The organism is Streptomyces sp. NL15-2K (assembly GCF_030551255.1).
Lineage (GTDB): Bacteria > Actinomycetota > Actinomycetes > Streptomycetales > Streptomycetaceae > Streptomyces.
Genome location: NZ_CP130630.1, coordinates 11,061,182 through 11,084,207 on the forward strand (window position 1 = coordinate 11,061,182; position 23,026 = coordinate 11,084,207).

The 23,026-nt window shown below is 70.7% G+C and carries 16 protein-coding genes and 1 pseudogene; 3 read left to right on the forward strand and 14 right to left on the reverse strand.

The window, feature by feature from the left end; all coding sequences use genetic code 11:
* Nucleotides 1-134 precede the first annotated feature (134 nt).
* The 8 genes and pseudogenes from Q4V64_RS48365 to Q4V64_RS48400 all read right to left on the reverse strand — a co-directional run bounded on the left by Q4V64_RS48365 (nt 135) and on the right by Q4V64_RS48400 (nt 12,708).
* Nucleotides 135-1,142 (reverse strand): (-)-alpha-amorphene synthase, encoded by a 1,008-nt coding sequence (locus Q4V64_RS48365; RefSeq protein WP_124444434.1) that lies wholly within the window; start codon nt 1,140-1,142, stop codon nt 135-137.
* Complete coding sequence (locus Q4V64_RS48370; protein WP_124444435.1) at nt 1,126-2,610, reverse strand: cytochrome P450; 1,485 nt, start codon at nt 2,608-2,610, stop codon at nt 1,126-1,128. The genes Q4V64_RS48365 and Q4V64_RS48370 overlap by 17 nt, the downstream gene beginning before the upstream one ends.
* Nucleotides 2,611-2,872: 262 nt before the next feature.
* Nucleotides 2,873-5,791: a glycosyl hydrolase 115 family protein gene (locus Q4V64_RS48375; RefSeq protein ID WP_124444443.1), complete on the reverse strand. Its 2,919-nt coding sequence runs from the start codon at nt 5,789-5,791 to the stop codon at nt 2,873-2,875.
* 341 nt (nt 5,792-6,132) lie between these two features.
* A pseudogene (locus tag Q4V64_RS55810) lies at nt 6,133-6,486 on the reverse strand (C40 family peptidase); the annotation flags it as partial.
* Between the two features lie 1,641 nt (nt 6,487-8,127).
* Nucleotides 8,128-9,186, reverse strand: coding sequence for an NAD-dependent epimerase/dehydratase family protein (locus tag Q4V64_RS48385; protein WP_124444444.1), 1,059 nt, complete (start codon nt 9,184-9,186; stop codon nt 8,128-8,130).
* Nucleotides 9,187-9,190: 4 nt separating this feature from the next.
* A complete protein-coding gene (locus Q4V64_RS48390; RefSeq protein WP_124444445.1) occupies nt 9,191-10,903 on the reverse strand; it encodes an acyltransferase in 1,713 nt (570 codons plus the stop codon).
* Between the two features lie 255 nt (nt 10,904-11,158).
* Nucleotides 11,159-11,842: a response regulator transcription factor gene (locus Q4V64_RS48395; protein WP_124444446.1), complete on the reverse strand. Its 684-nt coding sequence runs from the start codon at nt 11,840-11,842 to the stop codon at nt 11,159-11,161.
* Nucleotides 11,839-12,708 carry a histidine kinase gene (locus Q4V64_RS48400; protein ID WP_303714761.1) on the reverse strand — a complete coding sequence of 290 codons (870 nt, stop codon included), beginning with the start codon at nt 12,706-12,708 and terminating at the stop codon, nt 11,839-11,841. Before Q4V64_RS48400 ends, Q4V64_RS48395 begins: the two co-directional genes overlap by 4 nt.
* A 139-nt stretch (nt 12,709-12,847) precedes the next feature.
* On the opposite strand from Q4V64_RS48400, the gene Q4V64_RS48405 reads away from it, so the two are divergent.
* Both Q4V64_RS48405 and Q4V64_RS48410 read left to right on the forward strand, forming a co-directional pair.
* Entirely contained in the window at nt 12,848-13,576 is a 729-nt protein-coding gene (locus Q4V64_RS48405) for an ABC transporter ATP-binding protein (protein WP_124444448.1), read from the forward strand.
* Nucleotides 13,573-15,885: an FtsX-like permease family protein gene (locus Q4V64_RS48410; RefSeq protein WP_124444449.1), complete on the forward strand. Its 2,313-nt coding sequence runs from the start codon at nt 13,573-13,575 to the stop codon at nt 15,883-15,885. The genes Q4V64_RS48405 and Q4V64_RS48410 overlap by 4 nt, the downstream gene beginning before the upstream one ends.
* A 38-nt stretch (nt 15,886-15,923) precedes the next feature.
* Here Q4V64_RS48410 and Q4V64_RS48415 read toward each other — a convergent pair whose 3' ends face one another.
* Complete coding sequence (locus Q4V64_RS48415; protein WP_124444450.1) at nt 15,924-16,376, reverse strand: MarR family transcriptional regulator; 453 nt, start codon at nt 16,374-16,376, stop codon at nt 15,924-15,926.
* Nucleotides 16,377-16,590: 214 nt separating this feature from the next.
* On the opposite strand from Q4V64_RS48415, the gene Q4V64_RS48420 reads away from it, so the two are divergent.
* Nucleotides 16,591-17,559, forward strand: a complete 969-nt coding sequence (locus tag Q4V64_RS48420) for an alpha/beta hydrolase (RefSeq protein ID WP_124444451.1) — start codon at nt 16,591-16,593, stop codon at nt 17,557-17,559.
* A 16-nt stretch (nt 17,560-17,575) separates the two neighbouring features.
* Here Q4V64_RS48420 and Q4V64_RS48425 read toward each other — a convergent pair whose 3' ends face one another.
* From Q4V64_RS48425 to Q4V64_RS48445, 5 genes are all read right to left on the reverse strand, one after another.
* The gene (locus tag Q4V64_RS48425) at nt 17,576-18,820 is read right to left on the reverse strand and encodes a glucarate dehydratase family protein (RefSeq protein WP_124444452.1); all 1,245 of its coding nucleotides are present in this window, start codon (nt 18,818-18,820) and stop codon (nt 17,576-17,578) included.
* The gene (locus Q4V64_RS48430; protein ID WP_124444453.1) at nt 18,817-19,725 is read right to left on the reverse strand and encodes a 5-dehydro-4-deoxyglucarate dehydratase; all 909 of its coding nucleotides are present in this window, start codon (nt 19,723-19,725) and stop codon (nt 18,817-18,819) included. Before Q4V64_RS48430 ends, Q4V64_RS48425 begins: the two co-directional genes overlap by 4 nt.
* A gap of 67 nt (nt 19,726-19,792) precedes the next feature.
* The gene (locus Q4V64_RS48435; protein ID WP_124444454.1) at nt 19,793-20,737 is read right to left on the reverse strand and encodes a carbohydrate ABC transporter permease; all 945 of its coding nucleotides are present in this window, start codon (nt 20,735-20,737) and stop codon (nt 19,793-19,795) included.
* Nucleotides 20,734-21,645, reverse strand: coding sequence for a sugar ABC transporter permease (locus tag Q4V64_RS48440; RefSeq protein ID WP_124444455.1), 912 nt, complete (start codon nt 21,643-21,645; stop codon nt 20,734-20,736). Before Q4V64_RS48440 ends, Q4V64_RS48435 begins: the two co-directional genes overlap by 4 nt.
* Complete coding sequence (locus tag Q4V64_RS48445) at nt 21,642-22,976, reverse strand: sugar ABC transporter substrate-binding protein (protein WP_124444456.1); 1,335 nt, start codon at nt 22,974-22,976, stop codon at nt 21,642-21,644. The genes Q4V64_RS48440 and Q4V64_RS48445 overlap by 4 nt, the downstream gene beginning before the upstream one ends.
* Nucleotides 22,977-23,026 lie beyond the last annotated feature (50 nt).

A 23,026-nucleotide genomic window follows, 5' to 3' on the forward strand; every position in this document is an offset into this window, starting at 1 on the left:
GGGTTGAAACGGGAGGCCGACAGGGAGGGTGAATTTTCCGCAGAAGCGGCTCGAGTCCCGTCCTTTCGGGTAACCTGCTCCGCTTCGGCCCCTCTCGGGGCCTTTGAGACGCGGACGACCAGTCGGGCCGAGGATCAGGACACGGCGGATGCCGCCATCGTGTCCGCGTACCGCGGCACGGTACGGGACCAGAAGTAGCATCCGCGGATCCAGCCGGCCATGCCCTCCACGTAGCCGACGCCGGCTGGGCTCAACTCCGGCCTGATCTCACCGTAGAGCTCCTCGAACTCGCTGATCGTGCTGTTGATGTGCCGTATGGCCAGCGTGACGGCCACCGGCAGGGAGCACCGGTGTGCGCGCTGGTAGGCGAGGGCCAGGTTGATCATGCCGCCCGCACGCTGTTCCTTCACCGCGGAGTAGAGGTCGGGGATCCACACCGCCGCGTCGGCCGACAGCCGGCTCAGGCGCCGCATGACGGGGTGATGGAGCTCTTCCGGGGTCAGTTCGCACGGCTGCGCGGCCTCGCACAGCGGGTAGAACGGCTCGACGCCCGCGATGAGGGACCGTATGGACCGGCACAGCCCGCTCCCCACGGGCGCGGACTGGTTCTGGGCCACCCCCTCGTACAGCAGGCCGTGCACGTACTCACGGCTGTTCCATGCCCATCGTGTGGCCTGAGCGGGCGTGCACCGCTCCTGGACCTGTCGGTGGAGATCGGTCAGGGCCGCCCCGAGAGGGGTGCGGGGCGATTGGCCATCCCGCAGAATCTCGACGCTCTCGCACAGCATGGGCAGCAGATGGCCGGGCGACCGTCGGCCGACGTCCTCCGCCCGGTCGTCGAAAACGAACTGGTAGGCGATCTGGTTGGCCATGATCTGGAGAAGGCCGGAATCCATGGTCGGGCTGTTGTAGGCCGCGAGTTCGGCGGGGCGCGTATAGGAGATCATGGCCGCCACCGCCGGATCATCGGTCAGCCCCCATGTGCTCAGCCATTTCTTGACGCCTGCCGCCGCCGCGGATGCGTGGGGGTTGCTCTGGAACGGGAAGGGCATGTAGAGGTTCGCGTCGATCAGTTCCCTGAGATCGACGGCCGGAATTCCATCCTGCGCGGCGAGCGCGATTTCCTCATGCGTCGTCGACATCGTTGCCACCTGCCGTTCGGGAGTCGTGGACGAGTGGTACGACAGTTGTCCGGGGCGCGCGGGAATCCGCTCGGGACGATGTGCCCACCGGCCGCTTCGACCGAGGTTCGCAGACCATGACCAATCCCCTCGGCCCCAACGACGCCGCGGGGCGCAGCCGTTCGACGTGGCCGGGCAGATGGCGCAGCCCCCAGTGACGGGCGATGAACGCGACGACCACCGTGGCTTCCGCCATGGCGAGCGTCTCTCCGATGCATTTCCGACTGCCCCCACCGAACGGAATCATCGCTCCGGGCGGGACGGCGGCGGCCCGCCCGGGCAGCCAGCGGTCGGGGAGAAAACGGTCGGGGTCGGGGAACAACGCGGGGTCGTGGTGCAGGAGGTACGGGCTGAACATGACGGTGGCGCCCTGCGGGAGACGATGACCGGCGAGATCAGTCTCTCGCGTGGTGACGCGGGTGAAGAGCCAGCCGGGCGGGCGGTGGCGAAGGGTCTCGGTGAGGACGCACCGAGTGTGGAACAGGCGCGGCAGCTCATCGAGGCCGGGCGGCCGCCCCACGGCGAGTACGGCGTCGACTTCGGAGCGCAGGCGGCGTTCCTCCTCCGGATGCCGCGCCAGGAGGTCGAAGACAGACGAGAGACACAGGGAGGTGCTCTCGGCTCCGGCGAACAGCAGCGTGATCACCTGGCCGTGGACCTCCTGTTCGGTGATCGCCGTCCCCTCGCCGTCGCCCCGCGCGGCCGCCAGCAGGGTCCCCAGCACGTCGTCCCGGTCGTCGGTGGGAGTGTCACGCCGGCGCTCGGCGATGGCCGCGGCGACGATCGCGCGCAGGCGGTCGGAAGCGTGCCGGTAACGCCTGTTCGCGCGGGTGGGAACACGGAACAGGGCGTCGACCGGCATTACCGTCCGGACGAACATGCCGCGGACGACGGTGGCGAGGCACCTGCGCATCTCGGCGGCCGTCGCGGCGTCGAGCGAGTCGGAGAAGAGGACGCGGCTTACCACCCGCGTCGACAGGTCCAGCATGGTCGCGCTGATGTCGACCTCCTGCCCGGCCCGCCACTCGCGGCACACGGACTCCACTTCTTCGCCCATCAGTTCCACTTGATCGGCGACGCGCGCCTTGCGGAAGTCAGGTTGGAGAAGCCTGCGCTGGCGCCGGTGATCCTGATGGCGGCAGGTGCCGACGCCGTCACCCAACAGCATCCGCAGCCGGTCGTAGAGGGGGCCGCCCTTGTCGAAAGTGCGCGGGTCCATGAGTACCTGGTGCACCAGGTCCGGGTGACACGCCATCCAGGCACGCTGCGGACCCAGGCGTATCTCGACCAGATCCCCGTGAGCGGACAAAGAATTCAGAAAAGCCAGCGGACGACGGGCCAACTCGATACCGTGGCCGATGAATGGGAATATGCCTGGAGCAGTGCCCACTGTCCAGGCTCGCTCTGGTCCAGGATCGGAGACGCTCATCGAAATACCACCTGCCTCAGTTGACACACGGGATTTCGGTGCCGATGGCACCGACTTGATGCTCGCCTCATGTCCTGCCCATTCAAATCTGCAGTGGGTTCGACGAATCCTTTCTCCGTTGGGGCGCACAGATGCACAACGGGGCGTAGAGCGAATCACGGTTGCTGCATACACTCAGCTGAATGTTGCACGAAGAAATCCGTGTTCTCCAGAAGTACTTCTGGAGAACACGGCAGGCGTGGGCCGCGCGAGGTGACCTGGCCTATTGGTCCGGTGCCTCCACGCCCGGTGTGGCGGCGGGGTCGGGGTTGAAGGTGCGGTGGAAGCTCTCCGGCGGCGCCAGATAGGTGGCGGCCAGACCACCGGTGTCGATGACGATCTGGTCCACGGCGATCGCGGGATCGACCATGAAGAGCCTCAGGACGTGCTCGCCGGGCGCGGCGACGGTCACGGTGGCGGTCAGTTTCTCGACGCCCTCCTCCACGTTGCGGGCCCAGGCGTCACCCCGGTTGCCGGTCGCGACGGCCTGCCCCGACAGCACTGTGACCGGCTGGTCGTCGAGGGCGACGGCCAGCCGGCGGTGGCCGCGTTCGTCGAGGGAGGGCAGACGGAAGACGGTGACGCGGAAGGTGCCGGCGCTCGTGAAGCGCACCCGGTATCTCAACTCCGCCGCCCGCGCGGCGAAGTCGCCGGTGATCGGCTCCGCCGTCGACGGCACGGCCTCCACGGCGCCGGTACGGCGGCCCAGCCCGCGCACGGTCCGCCAGCGGGTTCCGCCGCGCGCCACCCGGTGGTCGAAGTGCACGGCGTCGATCGAGACGTATCCGTGGGCCTCGACGAACCCACGGGCCCGCCGACGCGCCCGCTCCCCGTCGTTGACCACGCGCAACGGCACCTCGACGCGCCGCCCGGCACCCGTGAAGGCGACCGTCGCCTCCAGCGTCCCCTCGGGAACGCGGGCCCAGTCGATCTCCACCCACATCCGCGTCTGCTCGGTCAGGGAACCGCCCGCCGCGCTCAGCCGGACCCAGGGGTGACTGGCCTCGGCCGTCCAGTCCAGGCTCACGAAGCCGGTGTTGAAGACGTCCACGAAGCGCCGGTCCCGGGTGTAGGAGGAGAAGGACAGCGGCCGTTCCGCGCCCGTCTCGTTCCCCTCGGCCACCACGCCGAGCCCGGAGGCCTCCTGCCGGGGGACCCGGGTGACGCTCGGACGCCCCGGCGCCTTCGGGATCTGCGAGGGGTACGGATTGACGATCCCGTCCCATTTTCCGCCCGCGATCTCGGTGTTGTATCGCTTGGTGATCGCCGCCTCCTCAGCGTGGGCGGCCTCGGCCAGGTCCGCGAAACGGTTCGTCCCCGCCCCGCGCCCCTGACGGACCGCGAGCGCGTTGCGGTCCGCCCAGTAGTACTTCAGGTTCATCAAGTACGCGCCGTGCACCGGGTATTCGACGAGCTCGTAGTAGGCGTCCCGGTAGGCCTCGGGCAGCTTGGCGCCCAGGGCCCGCGCCCGGTCCAGCAGCCGGGCGTAGGCGGCCAGCCGGCGTCCCGCCTCGTCGCCGTGGTGGACCACGGAGAACATCGCGCGGTCGATGAACTCCGGGCGCCGCTCGGCCGCGAGGCGGTAGTACTCCGTACGGATCGCGGCGATCTCCCGGCCGTGGCGGTGCCCGAACTGCCGGCCGGCCCACTCGGCCAGGAAGTCCTGCACATCGTCGGCGTCCCAGCGGTCCACGTCCCAGGCCATGTCCAGGGAGAAGGACAGCCCGGTCTCGATCGACTTGATGTCACCGACGTTGAAGATCCACATCCGATCGACACCGTGCTCGTACACCCGGCGCAACTCCTGCCAGACCTTGGACAGTTGGGCCGTGTCCAGCCACAGGTAGCTCCTCGGGCGGCCCCAGTAGGAGAGGTGGTAGTAGATGCCGTTGCCGCCCGATCGTGAGCGCTCCGCCTCGTTCGGCAGCTGGCGCATGTTGCCGTGGTTGTCGTCCGGCCAGATCAGCGTGACGTCGTCGGGGACCTGGACGCCCGCGTTGTACAGCTCCAGAACTTCCTTGTACGGGATGAAGATCTGCGGCTCGGCGCCCTGGCCGACCTCCTCCGCGAGGATCCGGCGCTGGTCGGCGATGATGTCGTTCATCACCACGACCTTCTCCGGAACGGTCGTGGCGTACTTCGTCTCCAGCGCGCTGTCGTGCAGGCCGCGCATGCCGAGCGTCCAGCTGCTCTCGTAGGCCGCGTTCTGCCTCGCTCTGGCTCTCCAGTAGTCGGAGATGACACCGGGGTTCACCGTGTAGTCGTACAGCGGCGGGGTGCCGTCGGCGGCGGGGTGCTCCTTCGCCCACGGCTCCCACTCGTGGACCCCGTTGCGCAGCAGGGCCTCGGGGTGGCTGGAGCCGACGACGATGCCGTAGCGGTCGGCGAGTTCGGGGTTCTCCCGGTGCTTGTTGAAGAAGTCGGAGTACGGGTGCATGGCCGGCCACAGGTAGTTGACCTTCAGCCGGAGCAGCAGTTCGAAGACGCGCTTGTACGTCTCGGGCCCGATGTTCTTGTCCGGCTCCTGGGTGCGATGCGACCAGGTGGTGAGGTTCTGCTCGTCGTTGATGAAGATGCCCCGGTAGCGGACGGACGGCTCGTACCGCTTGAGAGGCCCCGCCGGCACGGTCACGGTGTCGCGGCGTACGACGGGCACGTCGGCCCACCAGTACCAGGGCGAGATCCCGATGCGCTCCGAGGTGTCGTAGACCCCGTAGATCGTGCCGCGCCGGTCGCTCCCGGCGATGACCAGGGCACGGTCCACCCCGGGCAGCGGACGCTCCACCACCTGCGTCACCGACGCCTCCCAGCGCCCCTTCACGCCGGAGACGTCCAGGCGCCGGTCGGCGACGAGGCGGTCGATGACCGGGCTCGCACCGAGGGTGCCCACGAGGACCAGGCGCGCCGCACGGCCGGGCAGGGTCTGCCGTAACTCGGGCCGCACCCCGCTGACCCGTTCCATGTCCGCCACCAGGTCCCCGGCGGCGCGGACCACGGCGGGATCGTCCGCCGCGTCAACGAACACGTCGACCGCGGTTCCGCTTTGCACCATGGGGAACGCGGGCCGGTCCGGGGACGCCGCCGCCTGGGCGGCTGCGGGGAGCACGCCGGGGAGCAAGGGGGCGACTCCCACGGCCGCCATTCCTCGCAGGAACGACTTACGGGTCCACGGCTGTGCAGGGCCCAGTGGTTCGTTGTGCGGCACGAGACGCTACCTTTCCGCGCCGGGCCGCCCGCGGCGGCTCCTCGTGCGGGCCGTGCGGCGGGGCCGAGCGCATGGAGCTGGGAGAAGGTCGAAGTACGACGGGATGGCACGCGTGTATTGGCATGAGCAGGCTAGAAAGCGCTTGCTACTGCTTCGTACGGCACCTTAGGTCAGGCTTCTGCGACGCGTCCAGAGTCGTGCGGGTGCGGATGGATCACCTGGCGGCCGTGGCGGGACGGCCGCGCTCTGGATCGGCGGTTGCCGCGGTTACGCGGCCCTCACGCGGGGCGTACCGCGCCTCGGATCGCCGACTCGCCGGCGTAGAGGATCGACTCCTCGCGTATGTACGCCCCCGGGCCCGGCGCGTGGATCATCGTGCCGTTGCCGATGTGGAGGCCGACGTGGCTGAGGTCGTCGTAGAAGAAGACCAGGTCCCCCGGCCGGATGTCGGCGAGTGAGACCGCCGTGCCGGAGCCGGCCTGGGCGAGTGTGGTGCGGGGGAGCGCGACGCCCGCGGCCTTCCAGGCGGCCTGGATGAGGCTGGAGCAGTCGTACGAGTCCGGTCCGGCCGCGCCCCAGACACACGGCCTGCCGATCTGGGCGCGGGCGAAGGCGAGGGCCTTGGCGGCCTGGCCGGTGGGGGCGGTGGGGGCGGCGGGAGGTAGTTGGTTGGTGTCGAGGGCGGTTGGGGCGGGGAGGGCGGGGGCCGGGAGGGGGGTGTTGACGGGCGGGGCTGAGGTCGGAGGCAGGCTCGTGGCGGCGGGCGGGGTTGGGGCGGTGGTCCAGGCTGTGTCGCCGGGCATCCCTGTGGCGACGGGCAGGCCGGCGTCGGTGGGCAGGGGCGAGTCAGAGGGCCAGGCTGGGTTGCTGGTCAGGCCTGGGGCGGCGAACTGACTCGTGTCGACGGCCATGCCCGTGCCGTAACCCGTCGGCTGCTGGTACTGCCACGTCGTCTCGATCGGTTGTGTCTGTATGGCCGGCGTGCCCCAGGTGTCTTCGGCCGGCGTGCCCCAGGTGTCCTCGGCCGGCGTGCCCCAGGTGTCCTCAGTCGGCGTCGGCTCGATCGCCGCGAGCGGGGTGCTCATCAGCGCGGCCTGAGAGGTGTTGGAGGCGTGGGCGGCCAGCAGGTCGCGGGCCGCGGCGAGCTTGCCCTGGACGCGTTGCTTGGTGGTCCGCAGGGGCGACTGCGCCGGCTCGGCGTCGGCTGCGGGCAGCGCCTTGAGGGTCTCCCGCGGTGCCTCCGGAGCGGGCGGCAGTGCCGGGACGGACCTGGCCGTCAGCTCCGGCGTGAGGCGGTCGGCCGTCGTCCGCTCAAGGGCGGGGAGGGCGTTGCCCGGGCGTCCCGCGGGACGCTCGGCCGGACGCGCGGGCCTGGACCCGGCCGGGCGGGCGGGCCTTCTGTCGGCGGGCAGGGCCGCCGGGACGGTCGGACCCAGTTTCGCGCGGCCCACGTCGAACCACTGCCGAGCCACCTCGGCCGGCGCGGGGCCGGTGTCCGCGCGCGCCTCGCCGATCGCCGAACCGGCGGGCGAGGGCCCGTCGCCGGTGGCTGAACCGGCCGGCCCGCGCCCGCCGTCGGTGACCGCACCACCGCGTCGGCTCCCGTCATCGGTGACCGCACGACCGCGTCGGCTCCCGTCATCGGGGACCGCACGACCGCGTCGGCTCCCGTCATCGGGGACCGCACGACCGCGTCGGCTCCCGTCATCGGCGACCGCACCGCCGCGTCGGCTCCCGTCATCTGCGACCGCACCGCCGCGGCCGCGTCCGCCGGCGTCGACCGAGCCCGCGCGCTTGCGTGCCCCCGTCTTGCGGGTCGCGTTGTAGTTCCCCGTGGCGGTTTCGGCCGCGTCGTAGAGACTCGCGACCCGCTGCTGGACCTCGTCGCGGCTCGGTCCGTCCTCTGCCGTCGAGGGTGTGGCACTCGCGTTCTGGGAGAAGAGGGCCACGGAGGTGAGAGCCGCTGTCGCGAGGGCGGAGTTGCGCATGCCCGGGAGGCTGATTCCTCCGGGACGCGGGTTTCGCTCCGGCGCCATGGAGACGCACTCCTTCCGTGGTTCGCCGATCGAGCCGGGTGTCCGCTGCGAAGGAGGCGGACGGTGACTCGACCGAGGTCGCGCGACGCGGCTTGGGTTCGCCGGGGGGACATCGTGCGGTTCGGTCGCCAACTTAGCCAATTTGTGTGGCTGGTGTGAAGATTGAAGGGTGAAATGTCTGATACGTATCTGTGACCTTCGTCCTGATGGTCCGGCAGCTCTTGAGAACGTCGGTGTTCATCCCCTGTCCCGCTGCCTCCGCCACGCCTCGTAGTGGTCGAGCACCGTCTGCTCGATGGGGCGGTAGGTGATGCCCAGTTCACGCACGCTCCTGCTGTTGTCCACCCGGAACCGGATGCCGAGGTGCTTGCGGATGTAGTCCTGGGTCAGACCGAAGGCGGGGCCCAGGATCCGTACCGGCCAGTGCGGAAGCGGGGCGCGGGGGAGACGGAGGTCGCGGGGATACCGGGTCCGGATGATGCGCGACATCTCGTGGAACGACGTCATCGTCTGTGCCGCGACGATGTAACGCCCTTTCGCCTGCGGGTTCTCCGCCGCCGCGATGTGCGCGTCGGCCACCTCGCGTACGTCCGCCGTCGTGAAGCTGAAGTCCGGTGCGCCGTAGAAGAAGTAGCCCTTGAACAGCTCCTCCAGGAGGAACAGGCTGCCCGATTCCGATGCGGGGGCCAGCGAAGGGCCCAGGATCAGACCGGGGTTGACGGACACCATCCGCCAGCGGCCCTGGGCCGCCTCCGCGTCCCAGGCGGCCCGTTCCGCGACCGTCTTGGCGTAGTGGTACGGGTTGTTCTCCACCGTGCTCGTGGTGTTGAAGTACCTCTCGGACAGCACCTGGTCCTCCATGTCCAGGACGTCGGCGTAGTTGCCGAAGATCGCGCCGACGGTGGACGTGAACACCAGCCGTTCCACCGTCGGGGTTCTGTCCACGCTCGCCAGTACGTTGCGTGTGCCGAGCAGCGCCGGGTCGACCATGTCCCTGCGACCGTCCTTGATCTTCTCCGGCATGAAGAACGGCGACGCCACATGGAAGACCACGCGGCAGCCCTTCATCGCCTCGTCGAAGGACCCCTCCCTCAGCAGATCCGCCTCGAACAGGGCCAGCCGGCCGGGAAACTCCTCCCGCATGCGCCGCAGCGGCCCTACCTTCGCCGGGTTCGCGATGCTCCGTACGGTGGTGCGGACCTCGTAGCCCCGCTCCAGCAGCCGCCGGACCAGATGACTGCCGACGAAACCGCTGCCGCCGGTCACCACGACGGTCTTCTCCCCGCCTCCAGCCACGCCTTCACTCCTCGGAATCAGAACGGGAACGCAGTCCCGACCGGGCCGGCTCGGGACGGTGGATGCCGCGCGGCCGATAGCCGAGTTCGTCGGAGCGGCCCAGCAGGTCGGCGAGGTACCAGATGATGGCGAGCCACATCTCGGTGCCCTGGAGCCCGGATTCCGGGCCGGGTCCGGCGGTGCCGGGGCCGAAGCCGAAGCCGCGTCCGTCCCGCCAGTGGGGGAGGGCCGCGGACAGCTGCCGTTCGGCCCAGGCGCGGATCTCGGCCGTACGGTAGCCGTCGCCGCCGCCCGTCCCGAGCTGCCGGGTGCACAGCCACAGGGGATGGGCCACGTCCAGTACGTTGCACGCGTTCTCCCGGCCCGCGCCGAAGTACCGGGAGTCGCGGGAGTGGTCCAGCACGGCGTCCACGACCCGCTCCGGGTGCGGCACGGGCAGCCCGAACTGGGCGAACGAGCCACGCGTCAGCCGGTAGTAGCCGTTGACGACCTGGAGCCGCCCCGCCTCGGACGAGGACGACGACGGGGTGCCCGGGGTCCCCCACATGCCCGTCCACGGGTCGGCACGGGTGAGCAGCCAGCCGAACAACGCCTCCAAGGTGCCCGGTTCCGCACCGCCGTCCTCGTCGCCCCGCAGATTCCAGTGAGCGCCCGTGGCCCACGCGTCGATCCAGGCGCCCGCACCCCACGCGCCGTCACGCCAGGGCAACGCCTCGAGCCGACCGACCAGTTGACGCGCGGTCATCTCCCGCACCCCGCGCACCGGATGCGGAAAGGAGACGCGCAGGAGGTCGAGCGCGTATCCGACGCAGAGGACGTGGTACAGCGCCGCTCCCTCACCGGGGAAGCCCTCGTCCAGCGACAGTGGTTCGTCGAACTCCGGCACCAGGCCGGTCAGCGGGTCCTGGAGCGCCCTCAGCCGCCCGGCGTGCTCGTCCGCGGCCAGCTGCTCGGGAGCGCGGCCCAGCAGCAGGTCGGCGATCTCCACGGCGTCGCAGTGCGCCCGCACCGTGGGCGCGGCGCCGGGCCGGTCGACATAACGGTCGCCGTCCCAGCACCGGGCGAGGAGGTCGGCGGCCTGGGCGCGGACGGTGTCGGCGAAGCGGCTCAGATCCGTGCCGGCCGCGGAGGACGGCTCGGCGGGCGCGCTGTCCCGCCGGTCACGCAAGGGCCGGGCCGGGTTCCCGGCGGCCACCGTCCAGGCCGGGAGATCCTTGGTCACCACCGCCCCGGCGCCGATCACACAGTGGTCGCCGATGGTCACGCCGTCCACCACGACCACCTGGGAGCCGATCCACACGTCGTCCCCGACCTTGATCCCCCGGCTGGTGAGGGGCTGTTGGTGGACCGGCCGGTCGGGAGCCATGGAGTGGTTGAAGCCGAGCAGGGAGGTGTGCGCGCCGATCCGTACCCCGCTGCCCAGGCTGACGCTGCCCCGCACGGTCGTGAACGGGTTCAGCGTGCAGTCCGCGCCGGTGGTCAACTCCCCGGTGACGTAGGCGTGAGCGGCGATGTACGAGCCGTCCCCGAGCCGCAGCCGGTCCGGGAACACCGCCGCCGACTCGGCGACGTAACACCGCTCGCCGATCTCGCTGTCGCCGCCGACCGACCGTTGCCGCTCCCGCTGGGCCAGACGCTGCTCGTCGGTCGCCTCCTCGGCGAACAGCCACGGACAGTGGTCGAAATGCCGTACGGACTGCTCCTGTGCGTGATCCATGGCCGCACGCTAGTACCCCGACAGGCAACGTTCGCCCCGTCGCGACGCCCGGCACGCTCCCCCACTGCCCTAAAGGCGTGGGAGGTGCCCCCACTCGCCGCACCGGCCGAAAGCCCAAGTACATCCAGTACGAGGACTTCCGGCCGGCACTCCCCCAGAGGGGGGACCCCCAGAGCACGCACCGGACGCCGCTCCTTGAAGGGCAAACGTTGCCTGCCGGGGCACTAGGCAATGGGAGCCCGCGGCGGAAGACACTCACCGGTCCGCGAGCCCGCCCGGCCTGACCAGCCCCGTCTCGTAGGCCAGCACCACGGCCTGGGCGCGGTCGCGCAGGGACAGCTTGGCGAAGATCCGGGCCACGTGCGACTTCACCGTGGCCTCGCTCAGCGTCAGGTGGGCGGCCAGCTCGGTGTTCGACAGCCCGCGGCCGAGCAGGGTCAGGACCTCCAGCTCGCGGGGCGTCAGGGCCGCGAGATCGGGGGGTACGGCGGAAGGGCGCTCGGGTTCCGAGGCGAAGCGTTCCACCAGGCGCCGTGTGATGGACGGGGCCAGCAGGGCGTCGCCCGTGTCGACCAGCCGTACGGCCGCCGCCAGGTGCTCCGGGGTGACGTCCTTGAGCAGGAAGCCGCTGGCCCCGATCGACAGCGCGGTGTAGACGTAGCGGTCGAGGTCGAAGGTGGTCAGCATCAGCACCCGGCAGTCCGGGGTCTGGCGCAGGATGCGCCGGGTGGCCTCCAGGCCGTCCATGGTCGGCATGCGGATGTCCATCAGCACCACGTCCGGCCCGAGTTCGCGGGCCCTCGCCACCGCCTCGGCGCCGTCGGCCGCCTCGCCCACCACCTCGATGCCGCGCGCGTTCAGGATCAGCCGGAAGCCGGTCCGGATGAGGTTCTGGTCGTCGGCGATCAGTACGCGGGGAGCCCGCTCGGCGGCTGTCACGGGCGGTCCAGGGGGATGCGCGCCCGGACCCGGTAGCCACCGCCGAGGCGGCGCCGGGCGTCCAGGTCACCGCCGTACACCGCGACCCGCTCGCGCAGTCCGAGCAGCCCGCGTCCCGTGCCCTGCCGCTGCCGCGGTGCCGTCCGTCGGCGCGGTTCGCCGGTCAGCACGCTGGGACCGGTGTTCAGCACCTCCACGCGCAGCGCGTGGTCCGCGTACCGCACGGTGACCTCCGCCTTGCCCCCGTCGCCGTGCCGGAGCGCGTTCGTCAGTGCCTCCTGGACGATCCGGTACGCGGTCACGTCGATCCCCTGCGGCAGCGGGCGCGGCTCGCCGGATATCCGTACCTCGACGGGGAGCCCGGCGAACGAGATCCGGTCGACGAGCGAGCCGAGCCGGTCCAGTCCGGGCTGCGGTGCCAGGTCCACAGGGCTTCCCACGTCGTCGCCCCCTTCCTCGTTGCCCTCGTACTCCGCGTCCTCGCCGCTCGGCGACGGCGCCAACAGTCCCAGCAGATGCCGTAGATCGGTCATCGCGCCGCGCCCCGCGTCCTCGACGGCCCGCAGCGCCGCCGCGGCCTCGTCAGGCATCGTGCCCAGCACCTCCCGGGCGGCGCCCGCCTGGACGACCATGAGGCTGACGTTGTGGCTGACGATGTCGTGCAACTCCCGGGCGATACGGTCGCGTTCGGCCGCGATCGCCGCCTGCGCCGCACTCTCCCGTTCCCGCTCCAGCAGCCAGCCGCGCTCCCCGACGGCCGCCTGCCACCGGCGCCGCGTACGCCACAGCGCCACCGTCAGCCACACGACGGCCGCGCATGCCACCCCCAGCGCCGCGATCAGCGCGTTCGTCTCCCCGTTCCACACGAGGATCACCTTGGCAGACCCTCCGCGGATCCGCATCAGCCTGTGGATTTCGGGCTCTGCATCTCCAGGATGAGGGGCGGCCGAACTGCCATCCGTGGAGGGATGTTCAGGCCGCGCTCCCCTCCGTAGCGTCTTGTACATGATCACAGGGGAGAGCATCACCGGGGAGACCGGGGGAGAGACCGCCGCCGTCGTACGGCTCGACGGTGTGCGCAAGGAGTACGGCGAGACGATCGCGTTGGACGGTGTGTCGCTGGAGATCCGGGCCGGGGAGGCGGTCGCGGTCATGGGGCCTTCGGGCTGCGGCAAGTCCACGCTGCTCAACATGATCGCCGGCCTGGACCGTCCGACGGGCGGCACGATCGTCGTGCACGGCGAGAACGTGGGGGAGCTGAGCGAGAAGGGCCTCGCCCTGTACCGGAGGCGCCGCATCGGCATGATCTTCCAGTTCTTCAACCTCGTCGACGACCTGTCGGCGCTCGACAATGTCGCCCTGGCCGCGCAGCTGACCGGCACCCCGGCCCGGCAGGCCCGCCGCCGCGCGCTGGAGCTCTTCGAGGAACTCGGCATCGCCGACCGCCGAAACGCCTACCCGGCGGTGCTCAGCGGCGGCGAGCGGCAACGCGTCGCCGTGGCCCGGGCGTTGATGAACCGCCCGGCCCTGCTGCTGGCCGACGAGCCGACCGGCGCCCTGGACAGCCGCTCCGGCGAGCAGGTGATGGACCTGCTGCTCGACCTCAACCAGATCGGCCAGACGCTGATCCTGGTGACCCACGACGAGCACCTGGCCCGCCGCTGCGCCAGCCGGCTGGTCGAAATCACCGACGGCCGGGTGACCGGCGAGCACACCCTGGAGCCGTCCGCATGAGGGCCGTGTGGCGGGCCGCACGCGCGGCGGTGCGGCGGCGCAGACTCCAGACACTCGTGATCGGGCTGGTCACGCTGACCTCGACGGCGGCGATCGTGGTGGCGCTCGGCCTGGTCGACGCGGCCTCCGCGCCGTTCGACAAGGCCTTCGCCGAGCAGCGCGGCCCCCATGTCATCGCGGCCTTCGATCCCGCCAAGGTCTCGGACGCGCAGCTGGACCGGGCGGTCCGACGGCCAGGCGTCGAGGCCGCCGCCGGGCCGTTCGCCCAGGCCACGGTGGACCTGCCCCGCGAGACGATGAACTTCGGCCTCGGCAACGACCTCACGATCGTGGGCCGGGACGACCCCGCCGGTCCCGTGGACCGGCTGGACCTGTGGGCGGGCCGCTGGGCGACCGGGCCCGGCGAGGTCGTCCTGAACCGGGACCCCGACTGGGCCCCGGACGACCTGGGCAAGAAACTCCGGGTGCCGTCGGGCCCGGACCTCACCGTCGTCGGGTTCGCCTTCGACCTGAGCGGGACCGCGGACGCCTGGGTCGCCCCCGAGCAGATCGGGGCCCTGCACCCGACGGCCACCCAGATGCTGTTCCGCTTCACGGACGCTTCGTCACAGGACCGGCTCCGCGCGACCCTGGACACCGTCACCGAAGTGCTGCCGCGGGACGCGCTGACCGCCTCCCGGTCGTACCTCACCCTCAAGGACCAGATCGGCAGTTCGGCCCGCGCGTACACGCCCTATCTCATGGCCTTCGGCATCCTCGGCCTGGTCGTGGCGGTGCTCATCGTCGCCAACGTGGTCAGCGGCGCGGTGATCTCCGGCTTCCGGCACATCGGCATCCTCAAGGCCCTGGGATTCACGCCGGGCCAGGTGGTCGCCGTGTACCTCACGATGATCTCCGTCCCCGCGGTCGTCGGCTGTGCGCTCGGCACCGCCGTCGGGAACCTGGTGGCGCGTCCCTTCTTCGAGTTCGTCTTCATGGGGCCGGACGCCGGAGTGCTCCACGGCAACGTCTCCGTGGCGCCGTGGGTGAACGTCCTCGCCCTGCTCGGCATGCCCGCCGTGTGCGCCCTCGCGGCGCTCGCCCCGGCGGTGCGCGCCCACCGGTTGTCCGCGGCGCGCGCGATCAGCGCGGGCAGCGCCCCGCGCGCCGGGCGCGCCCGGGGCATCCAGCGCCGGCTGGCGGGCAGCAGGCTGCCGCGCTCGGTGAGTCTGGGGGTGGGTCTGCCGTTCGCCCGGCCGGGCCGCAGTGCCCTCACACTCGCCGCCGTGGTCCTGGGCGTGACCACGGTGACGTTCGCGACGGGCCTGGCCACGACGATGACGCGGTTCGGCGACGCGGGCCGGGACGCCTTCCAAGTCACTGTGTACGTGGGCAAGTACAAGGACGGCAAGGAGGTCCGGCCGACGCGCGGCGACCTCGCCCTGCAGTCGCTGCTGCGGTCCCTGCCCGGCGCGGCCGAGGTCACCGCACGGGCGGACGTCGAGGTACGCATGGCAGGCTCCGCGCAGAAGGTGATGCTCGAAGGCCGCCGGGGTGACCGGCCGCAGCTGGACAGCGTGCTGACCGACGGTCGGTGGATGCAGCGGACCGGCGAGGTCGTCGCCGGGTCTGCCTTCCTCCGCCAGAACGACCTGCGGGTCGGCGACCGCCTCCGCCTGGAGAAGGGCGACCGGCACGAGTCGGCGGTGATCGTCGGGGAGTACATGCACAACGATCGTCGACTCGTCGTCACCGACCAGTCGACGCTGACGGCCCTGGCCCCCCAGGAGGATCCCATCGCCTATCACGTCAAGCTCCGCGAGGGAGCGGATCCGGCCGCCTACGTACGCGCGGCCAGGGCCGCCGACCCCGGGATCAGTCCGGACCCGGTCGGCCCCAACGCCACCACGCAGACCATCGTCGGCTCCGCGTCGGTCCTCACCCTGATGCTGGCCGTGGTCGCCGCGCTCGGCGTCTTCAACACGGTCGTCCTCAACACCCGCGACCGCCGGCGCGACCTGGGCATGCTCAAGTCCATCGGCATGACACCGCGGCAGGTCACGGCGATGACGGTGACCTCGATGGCGGTGCTCGGCGCGCTCGGATCCCTGCTCGGCATCCCGCTGGGCATGGCCGGCCACCAGCTCGTCGTCCCGCGGATGGCGAACGCCGTGGACCTCACCCTGCCCTCGTACATGACGGACGTCTGGCAGGCCCCAGCCCTGCTCGCCCTGGCCCCCGCGGGCGTCGCGATCGCGGCCCTCGGGGCGTACGTCCCGGCACGCAGAGCGGCACGGCTGACGATCGCGCAGGTCCTGCACAACGAGTGAGTGTGTACGGAGCGGATCGCCCTCAGCCGGCCGGACGTTCAGTCGGCGCGGACGTTCGCGGTGAGCAGGCGGAGCAACTGCTTGGTCAGGGCGTCCTGTTCGGGGGTGAGGCCCATGGCGTCGCCGATGGCGAGCGGAACCGTGTGGGCCCGCTCTCGGAGCCGGGCCCCGGCGTCGCTGAGGCGGAGGGAGACGGAGCGCTCGTCGTCCGCCCGGCGTTCGCGGTGGAGCAGGCCGTTCGCCTCCAGGCGCTTGAGCAGGGGCGACAGGGTGCTGGACTCCAGCTGGAGTGCGGCACCCAGTTCGCGTACCGAGATCGAGTCCTGCTCCCAGAGCACGAGCATGACCAGGTACTGCGGATAGGTCAGCCCCAGCTCGTCCAGGAGCGGCCGATAGCGGGCCGTGACCGCGCGCGAGGCGGCGTACAGGGCGAAGCAGAGCTGGTCGTCCAGCAGAAGCGATCCCTCGGCCGGTTCGGGGGCTGGGCTCATGGCGGGCTCCTGCTTTCTGTCTGGCTTTCTGTGCTGGTCATCCGCGTTCATCACCCTATCGTTCTAGTCCTCTCGATTCTATCGACAGCAAATATATCGATCGCAAATAAGTTGCGCACTACTTAGTCGCGAGCTACTGTCCACGGTGTGCCGCTCCTCCGGAACGGAATCCCCGCCGGAGCCTGCCCGCGGCATCCGATCCGAGGAGATCGCCATGACCGACATCACCCCCCACCGCCCCGTCCTCGAGCCCGCCGCCCAGGCCTTCGTCGAGGCAACGGCGAACCCGCCGTACCTCTTCGACCTCAGACCGGCCGAGGGCCGCAAGGCCGTCGACGAGGTGCAGTCCGGAGAGATCAGCAAGCCGGACATCGACGAGGAGTGGATCACCGTGCCCGGCGGCCCCACCGGCGAGGTCCGCGTCCGTGTCGTCCGCCCGGCCGGGGCCACCGGCGTCCTGCCGGTGATCCTCTACATCCACGGCGCCGGGTGGGTCTTCGGCAACGCCCACACCCACGACCGGCTCGTGCGCGAACTCGCTGCCGGCGCTGGTGCCGCGGTCGTCTTCCCCGAGTACGACCTCTCGCCCGAGGCCCGCTACCCGGTCGCCATCGAGCAGAACTACACCGTCGCCCGCTGGATCGTCACCGAGGGCGCGAACCACTCCCTCGACGCCACCCGCATCGCCGTGGCCGGCGACTCCGTCGGCGGCAACATGGCGGCTGCCCTGACCCTGATGGCGAAGGAACGCGGCGACGTCCCCCTCGTCCAGCAGGTCCTCTTCTACCCGGTCACCGACGCGAACTTCGACACCGGCTCCTACCACCAGTTCGCCACCGGCTACTTCCTGCGGCGCGACGGCATGCAGTGGTTCTGGGACCAGTACACGACCGACGAGAAGCAGCGCGCCGAGATCACGGCCTCCCCGCTGCGGGCCACCACCGAGCAGCTCGCCGGACTGCCTGCGGCCCTGGTCATCACCGGCGAGGCCGACGTGCTGCGCGACGAGGGCGAGGCGTACGCGAACAAGCTGCGCCAGGCCGGTGTCCCGGTCACGGCCGTCCGCTACCAGGGCATCATCCACGACTTCGTCATGCTCAACGCCCTGCGCGAGACCCACGCGGCCGAGGCCGCCATCAACCAGGCCGTCGGCACCCTGCGCACGGCGCTGGGCACCGCCTGACCGCCGCCGGCCCTCCTCACCAGCGCGGCAGCTTCAGCTCGTACTCCGGCTGGATCCGGCGCATGTAGCCCGTGTCGTCGCGGCCGCGCATCCCGGACTCCACGTACCGCCGGTGCAGCCGGTCGAGGGCGTCGTGGTCGAGTTCCACACCGAGTCCGGGTCCGGTGGGGACCTTGACCTCGCCGTCGCGCAGTTCCAGCGCTCCGGGGACGATCACGTCGTCGGCCGAGTTCCACGGGTAGTGCGTGTCGCAGGAGTGGTCGAGGTTCGGGATGGCCGCCGCGACATGGGTCATGGCGGCGAGGCTGATGCCCAGATGCGAATTGGAGTGCATCGACAGGGCGATCCCGAACGCCTCGCAGACGGCGGCCAGTTCACGGGTGCGGCGCAGTCCGCCCCAGTAGTGGTGGTCGGTGAGCAGGACCTGGATCGCGTTCTGCTCGATCGCGGGCTTCAGGTGCTCCCAGGCGATCACGCACATGTTCGTCGCGAGCGGCATCGGTGAGTCCTGCGCGACCTCGGCCATGCCGGAGATGCCCTTGGCCGGGTCCTCCAAGTACTCCAGGACGCCGTCGAGTTCACGGGCGACGTACTTCGACGTCTCCACCGTCCAGGCCGTGTTGGGGTCCAGGCGCAGCGGCTGCCCGGGGAACGCCTCGGCGAGCGCCTTGATCGCGGCGATCTCCTCGTCGGGCGGGAAGACCCCGCCCTTCAGCTTGAACGAGCGGAAACCGTACCGCTCCTGCATCAGCCGGGCCTGCTCGACGATCCCGGCCGGGTCCAGCGCCTCGCCCCAGTCGTCGCCGATGGCCGCGCGGCCGTCGAGCGCCGGGTGTTCGGCCCACTTGTAGAAGAGGTACGCGGCGAACGGCACGGAGTCGCGGACCGTGCCGCCGAGCAGGTCGACGACCGGGCGTCCGAGCAGCTTGCCCTGCGCGTCGAGGCAGGCCACCTCCACCGCCGAGGTGGTCCAGCCGCGCTCGTGGGAGCTCGGCACGGTCGGCAGCAGGGCGGAGTCGATCGCGGCGGAGACGGCCGTCGCGTCGAAGACGTCCATGCCTACGACGATCTTCGCCGCGGCCTGAAGCCGCTCCAGGCGGGCGATGCCGCCCGGCGACTCGCCGAGGCCCACCGTGCCGTCCTCCAGCACGAGTTGGAGGATCACGCGCAGGGCGAGGGGCTCGTGGACGCCGTTGGAGTTGAGCAGCGGCGGGTCGCCGAAGGCGATCGGGGTGACGACCAGTTCCTGGATACGGGTCATGCTCGCACCACCTCCAGACCGTGGTCGATGAGTTTCGCGAGCCGGGCGACATGCTCCGGCGTCGGGTCGATCAGGGGCGCCCGGACGCCGCCGACGTCCAGCCCGCGGAGCGTGACCCCGGCCTTGACCAGGGACACGGCATATCCGGGGACCTCGTCGCGGAGTGCGACGAGCGGGGCGTAGAACTCGTCGAGAAGCGTGCTGACGGCCGCCTCGTCGTCCTGCGCGAGCGCGCGGTGGAAGGCGAGGGCGATCTCCGGGGCGAAAGCGAACACCGCGGAGGAGTAGAGGCCGACGCCGATGCCCCGGTAGGCGGGCGCGGTCATCTCCGCGGTGGGCAGGCCGTTGAAGAACTGGAAGTCCTCGGTGCCCGGTACGGCGCGCACCGCCCGGACGATGCGGTGCATCCGCTCGATGTCACCGATGCCGTCCTTCAGTCCGACGACGTTCGGCAGGGCGGCGAGCTCGGCGGCCGTGGACTCGGCGAGCCGGGCCGTGCCGCGCTGGTAGAAGATGACCGGCAGCGAGGTCGCGGCGGTGACCTCCTCGACGTACCGCACCAGGCCCCGCTGCGGCGCGCTCACCAGGTACGGCGGCAGCAGCAGGATGCCGTCGGCGCCGGCGCGTGCGACGCGGGCGGCCTGGTCGCGGGCGACCGGCGTGGGACCGCCCGCGGCGGCCAGGACGGGCACCCGCCCCGCGGTCGTCTCGACCGCGACCCGGGTGGCCCGCTCGATCTCGTCGGAGGTCAGCGCGTGGAACTCACCGGTCCCGCAGGCGACGAACACGCCGCCCGCGCCGGCCGTGACGCCCGCCTCGATGTGCCGGCCGAGCCGTTCCTCGTCGAGCGACCCGTCCGGAGCGAACGGCGTGACCGGGAAGAACAGCACTCCTTGGAACTTCATGTCTCCCTCGTAACTACGAGTGTGTGTGGGGGGGGTCGGGACTACGAACGCGCGGGGCCGGCGTGGATCAGCCCTTGGTGGCGCCGGCGGCGATGCCGGTGACCAGCGAGCGCTGGAGGAGCACATAGACGATCAGGCTGGGGATCAGGGCGATGACCGCACCGGCGAGCACCACCCCGGACGCGACCTCGGGGTCGGTGCGCAGGATGGACAGGGCGACGGTGACCGTGTAGTCGGTGGGGTCCTTGGCGGCGATCAGGGGCAGCAGGTACTGGTCCCAGATCATCACGAAACCGAGCACGCCGGCCACGCCGAGGGCGGGCTTGCACAGCGGCAGGATGACCTGCCACAGCATGCGGAGCTCGCCGACGCCGTCGAGCCGGGCGGCCTCCTCGATCTCGGTCGGGATGTCCTTCATGAACTCGGTCAGCAGCATCACGGAGAAGCCCCAGGCGCCGAGCGGCAGGATCACGCCCCAGGCGGTGCCCTTCAGGTCCAGGCCGACGACCGGCACGTGGCCGAGGACCAGGGACAGCGGGATGGCGATGACCTCCTCGGGGAGCATCATCGTGAGCATGAACAGGGTCAGGATCAGCGCCTGCCCGCGGAATCTGTGCCGGGCCAGCGCGTACGCGGAGAGGACGGACACCGCGAGCTGGAGCAGCAGCGCGCCGCCCGCGATGACCAGGGAGTTGGCGAAGTAGTCCCAGATGCCGCGCTCGCCCGCCACCTTGAAGTTCTGCAGGGTGCTGTCGTGCGGGAGGAAGGACAGCGACGAGCCGCTGGCGTGCGCGGTGAAGGCGCCGGAGACGATCGTCAGGAACGGCGCCGCGAAGATGCCGAGCGCTATGGCACAGAGCAGGATCCGCAGGGCCCAGGAGACACCGGGCCGGTCGTTCCAGCCGAGGGCGGTGTCGAAACGGGCGGGCGTGGCGCGCTGCGACTTGGCGGCCTTCCCCGCCGGAGCGGTAGGCGCCGGTGTCCGGAGCGGTTCGATGGCGGGCGCGCTCATCGCACGTCTCCCCTCTTGCGGAAGTAGTTGACCGTCACGGTCAGCAGCAGGGTCACGCAGAGCAGCACCACGGAGGCCGCGGAGGCGCCGCCGATGTCGTTGCGGGTGAAGCCGAGGGTGTAGGCGCGGGTCATCCAGACCTCGGTGGACCCGGCCGGGCCGCCGCCGGTGAGGACGTACACCTCCGTGAACACGCGAAGTCCGCGGATCGCGGCGAGGGTGAGGACGATGCCGAGCGCCGGGCGGATCGCGGGCAGCGTCACATGGCGCAGGCGCTGCCACAGGGAGACACCGTCCATCGCGGCGGCCTCGTACAGGGTGCGGTCCACTCCGGCGAGACCGGCGAGGATGATCACCATGTTGTACGGGGCGAGCATCCAGATGGCCATGACCATCGTCGCCCACAGGGCGGTGTTCGGGTTGTCGAGGTACTGCACGGGCCCCAGGCCGAGGAAGCTGAGGCCGTGGTTGATCAGGCCGTCGGAGGTCGGGTAGTACAGCAGCCGCCACATCTCGCCGACCACGGCGGTCGCGGTGACGACCGGCAGGAAGACGGCCGTACGCACGATCTTCAGGGAGCGTGCCTGGCCCTCAAGGAGCAGGGCGAGGAAGAAGCCGACGACGATGGCGCCGAGCGACTGGCCGAGCCCGAGAAGCAGGGTGTGGCCGATCGCGTCCTGGAAGCGGTGGTCGGTCAGGACCCGCGTGTAGTTGTCGAGGCCGACCCACTTGTCACCGAGGAAGGGCCGTACGTCGAAGAGGCTGAGCCATATGCCCTTGCCCATGGGCAGGAACTTGAAGACGAGGGCGAGCAGCAGGCCGGGGGCGAGGAACACCCACGGCAGGACGGCCCTTTTGCTGAGGACCCGGGCTCTGCGCGCCGCGGGTGGGGTCACGGTAGCGGTCATTTCGACAGGTCCTGGTCCTTGAGGTCACCGGCGAGGGTGTCGTTGAGTTCCTTCAGGCTCGAGCGGACGTCGCTGCCGCAGTACGTGAAGATCGCGTTGAGGCTGTCGGCGGTGTCCTGCTTGATCGGGGCGAAGTCCGGCGCGTTCGGGAACTGCTCCGAGGCGTCCTCGTATGCCTTCTGTACGACGCTCCAGCGGGCGTCGTCGCGCACCTTCGCCGCGTCCAGCGTGGAGTTGACCGGGATGCGGACGACGGGCTGGTTCTTGCCGCCGGTCATCGCGATCCGCTGGCCCTCGGGGGAGACGAGGAACGCGGCGAGCGTCTGCTCCTGCTTCGTCTTGCCGGTCTTGGCGCCGAAGTAGACGTTCTCGCCGTCGGCCAGCACGTCGGAGCCGGCCGGACCGGCGGGGGCGGGCAGGACCTCGTACTTGTCCTTGCCCAGCGCTTCGTCGAAGGTGGTGATGTTGTAGGGGCCGGTGAGGTACATGCCGGCGTTGCCGTCCTGGAAGTTGGTGGCGTTGGCGGTGATGGCCGTCAGCGCACCGGGCTGGACGACGTTCTTGGCGCCGCAGAAGAGGTTGTCCTTCATCCAGGTGACGGTTCGCACGGCGGCCGCCGAGTCCATGGCGGGGCGGTAGCCGCCGTCGCCGACCGGCTCGATGATCTTCGCGCCGCCCTGCCACAGGTAACTGGCGCCCCACCAGGCCGCGTATCCGTTCTGGGCGCTGCCCGGGACGACCATGCCGTAGGTGTCGGCCTTGCCGTCGTCGTCCGGGTCGCGGGTGGCGAAGGCCTTGGCGACGGTGAGCGTCTCCTGCCAGGTCGTGGGCTCCTGGAGGCCGAGTTTCCGCAGCCAGTCCTTGCGGATCATCAGCGTCATGGCCTGGCGGGAGTACGGGATGCCGTAGTGCTTGCCGTCGATGCCCACGGTGGAGGACCAGGTCTTGGCGGTGATCTGGGCGTGGCCCGTGATGGCGTTCGGCTCGATGGGCTTGAGCAGGCCCTGGGCCTGGTAACTGCCCATCAGGGCGGTGTCGTTGATCATGACGTCGGGCAGGTCCTTGGTGGACGCCCGGCTCTGGAGCTGCTGGTCGAAGTTGAGGGACACCGGCTGGTAGTCGATCTTGATTCCGGTCTTCTTGGTGAAGGCGGCGAAGACCCGGTCGTAGGTGGCGGCGGCGTCCGGATTGCTCCGGGTCCACACCTCCAGCGTGTTCGGGTCACCGGATCCGGCGCTGTCGGAACCGGAGCCACAGGCGGCCATTCCGAACATCAGCCCCGTGACGGTGACCGCGGCAGCCAGGCGGCGACGTCGTCGGCGATCGCCCATGGGCACTCTCCGTTCATATTCGTGAACAAGCTTCACGAATCTAAATGATC

What these genes read in the sequence shown, in the direction of transcription:
- Q4V64_RS48410 (WP_124444449.1), top strand. Translation starts at nt 13,573, where the DNA reads ATGAGGGCCGTGTGGCGGGCCGCACGCGCGGCGGTGCGGCGGCGCAGA.
- Q4V64_RS48420 (WP_124444451.1), top strand. Translation starts at nt 16,591, where the DNA reads ATGACCGACATCACCCCCCACCGCCCCGTCCTCGAGCCCGCCGCCCAG.
- Q4V64_RS48435 (WP_124444454.1), bottom strand. Translation starts at nt 20,737, where the DNA reads ATGAGCGCGCCCGCCATCGAACCGCTCCGGACACCGGCGCCTACCGCT.
- Q4V64_RS48445 (WP_124444456.1), bottom strand. Translation starts at nt 22,976, where the DNA reads ATGGGCGATCGCCGACGACGTCGCCGCCTGGCTGCCGCGGTCACCGTC.
- Q4V64_RS48375 (WP_124444443.1), bottom strand. Translation starts at nt 5,791, where the DNA reads ATGGCGGCCGTGGGAGTCGCCCCCTTGCTCCCCGGCGTGCTCCCCGCA.
- Q4V64_RS48415 (WP_124444450.1), bottom strand. Translation starts at nt 16,376, where the DNA reads ATGAGCCCAGCCCCCGAACCGGCCGAGGGATCGCTTCTGCTGGACGAC.
- Q4V64_RS48390 (WP_124444445.1), bottom strand. Translation starts at nt 10,903, where the DNA reads ATGGATCACGCACAGGAGCAGTCCGTACGGCATTTCGACCACTGTCCG.
- Q4V64_RS48430 (WP_124444453.1), bottom strand. Translation starts at nt 19,725, where the DNA reads ATGAAGTTCCAAGGAGTGCTGTTCTTCCCGGTCACGCCGTTCGCTCCG.
- Q4V64_RS48425 (WP_124444452.1), bottom strand. Translation starts at nt 18,820, where the DNA reads ATGACCCGTATCCAGGAACTGGTCGTCACCCCGATCGCCTTCGGCGAC.
- Q4V64_RS48370 (WP_124444435.1), bottom strand. Translation starts at nt 2,610, where the DNA reads ATGAGCGTCTCCGATCCTGGACCAGAGCGAGCCTGGACAGTGGGCACT.
- Q4V64_RS48440 (WP_124444455.1), bottom strand. Translation starts at nt 21,645, where the DNA reads ATGACCGCTACCGTGACCCCACCCGCGGCGCGCAGAGCCCGGGTCCTC.
- Q4V64_RS48405 (WP_124444448.1), top strand. Translation starts at nt 12,848, where the DNA reads ATGATCACAGGGGAGAGCATCACCGGGGAGACCGGGGGAGAGACCGCC.
- Q4V64_RS48365 (WP_124444434.1), bottom strand. Translation starts at nt 1,142, where the DNA reads ATGTCGACGACGCATGAGGAAATCGCGCTCGCCGCGCAGGATGGAATT.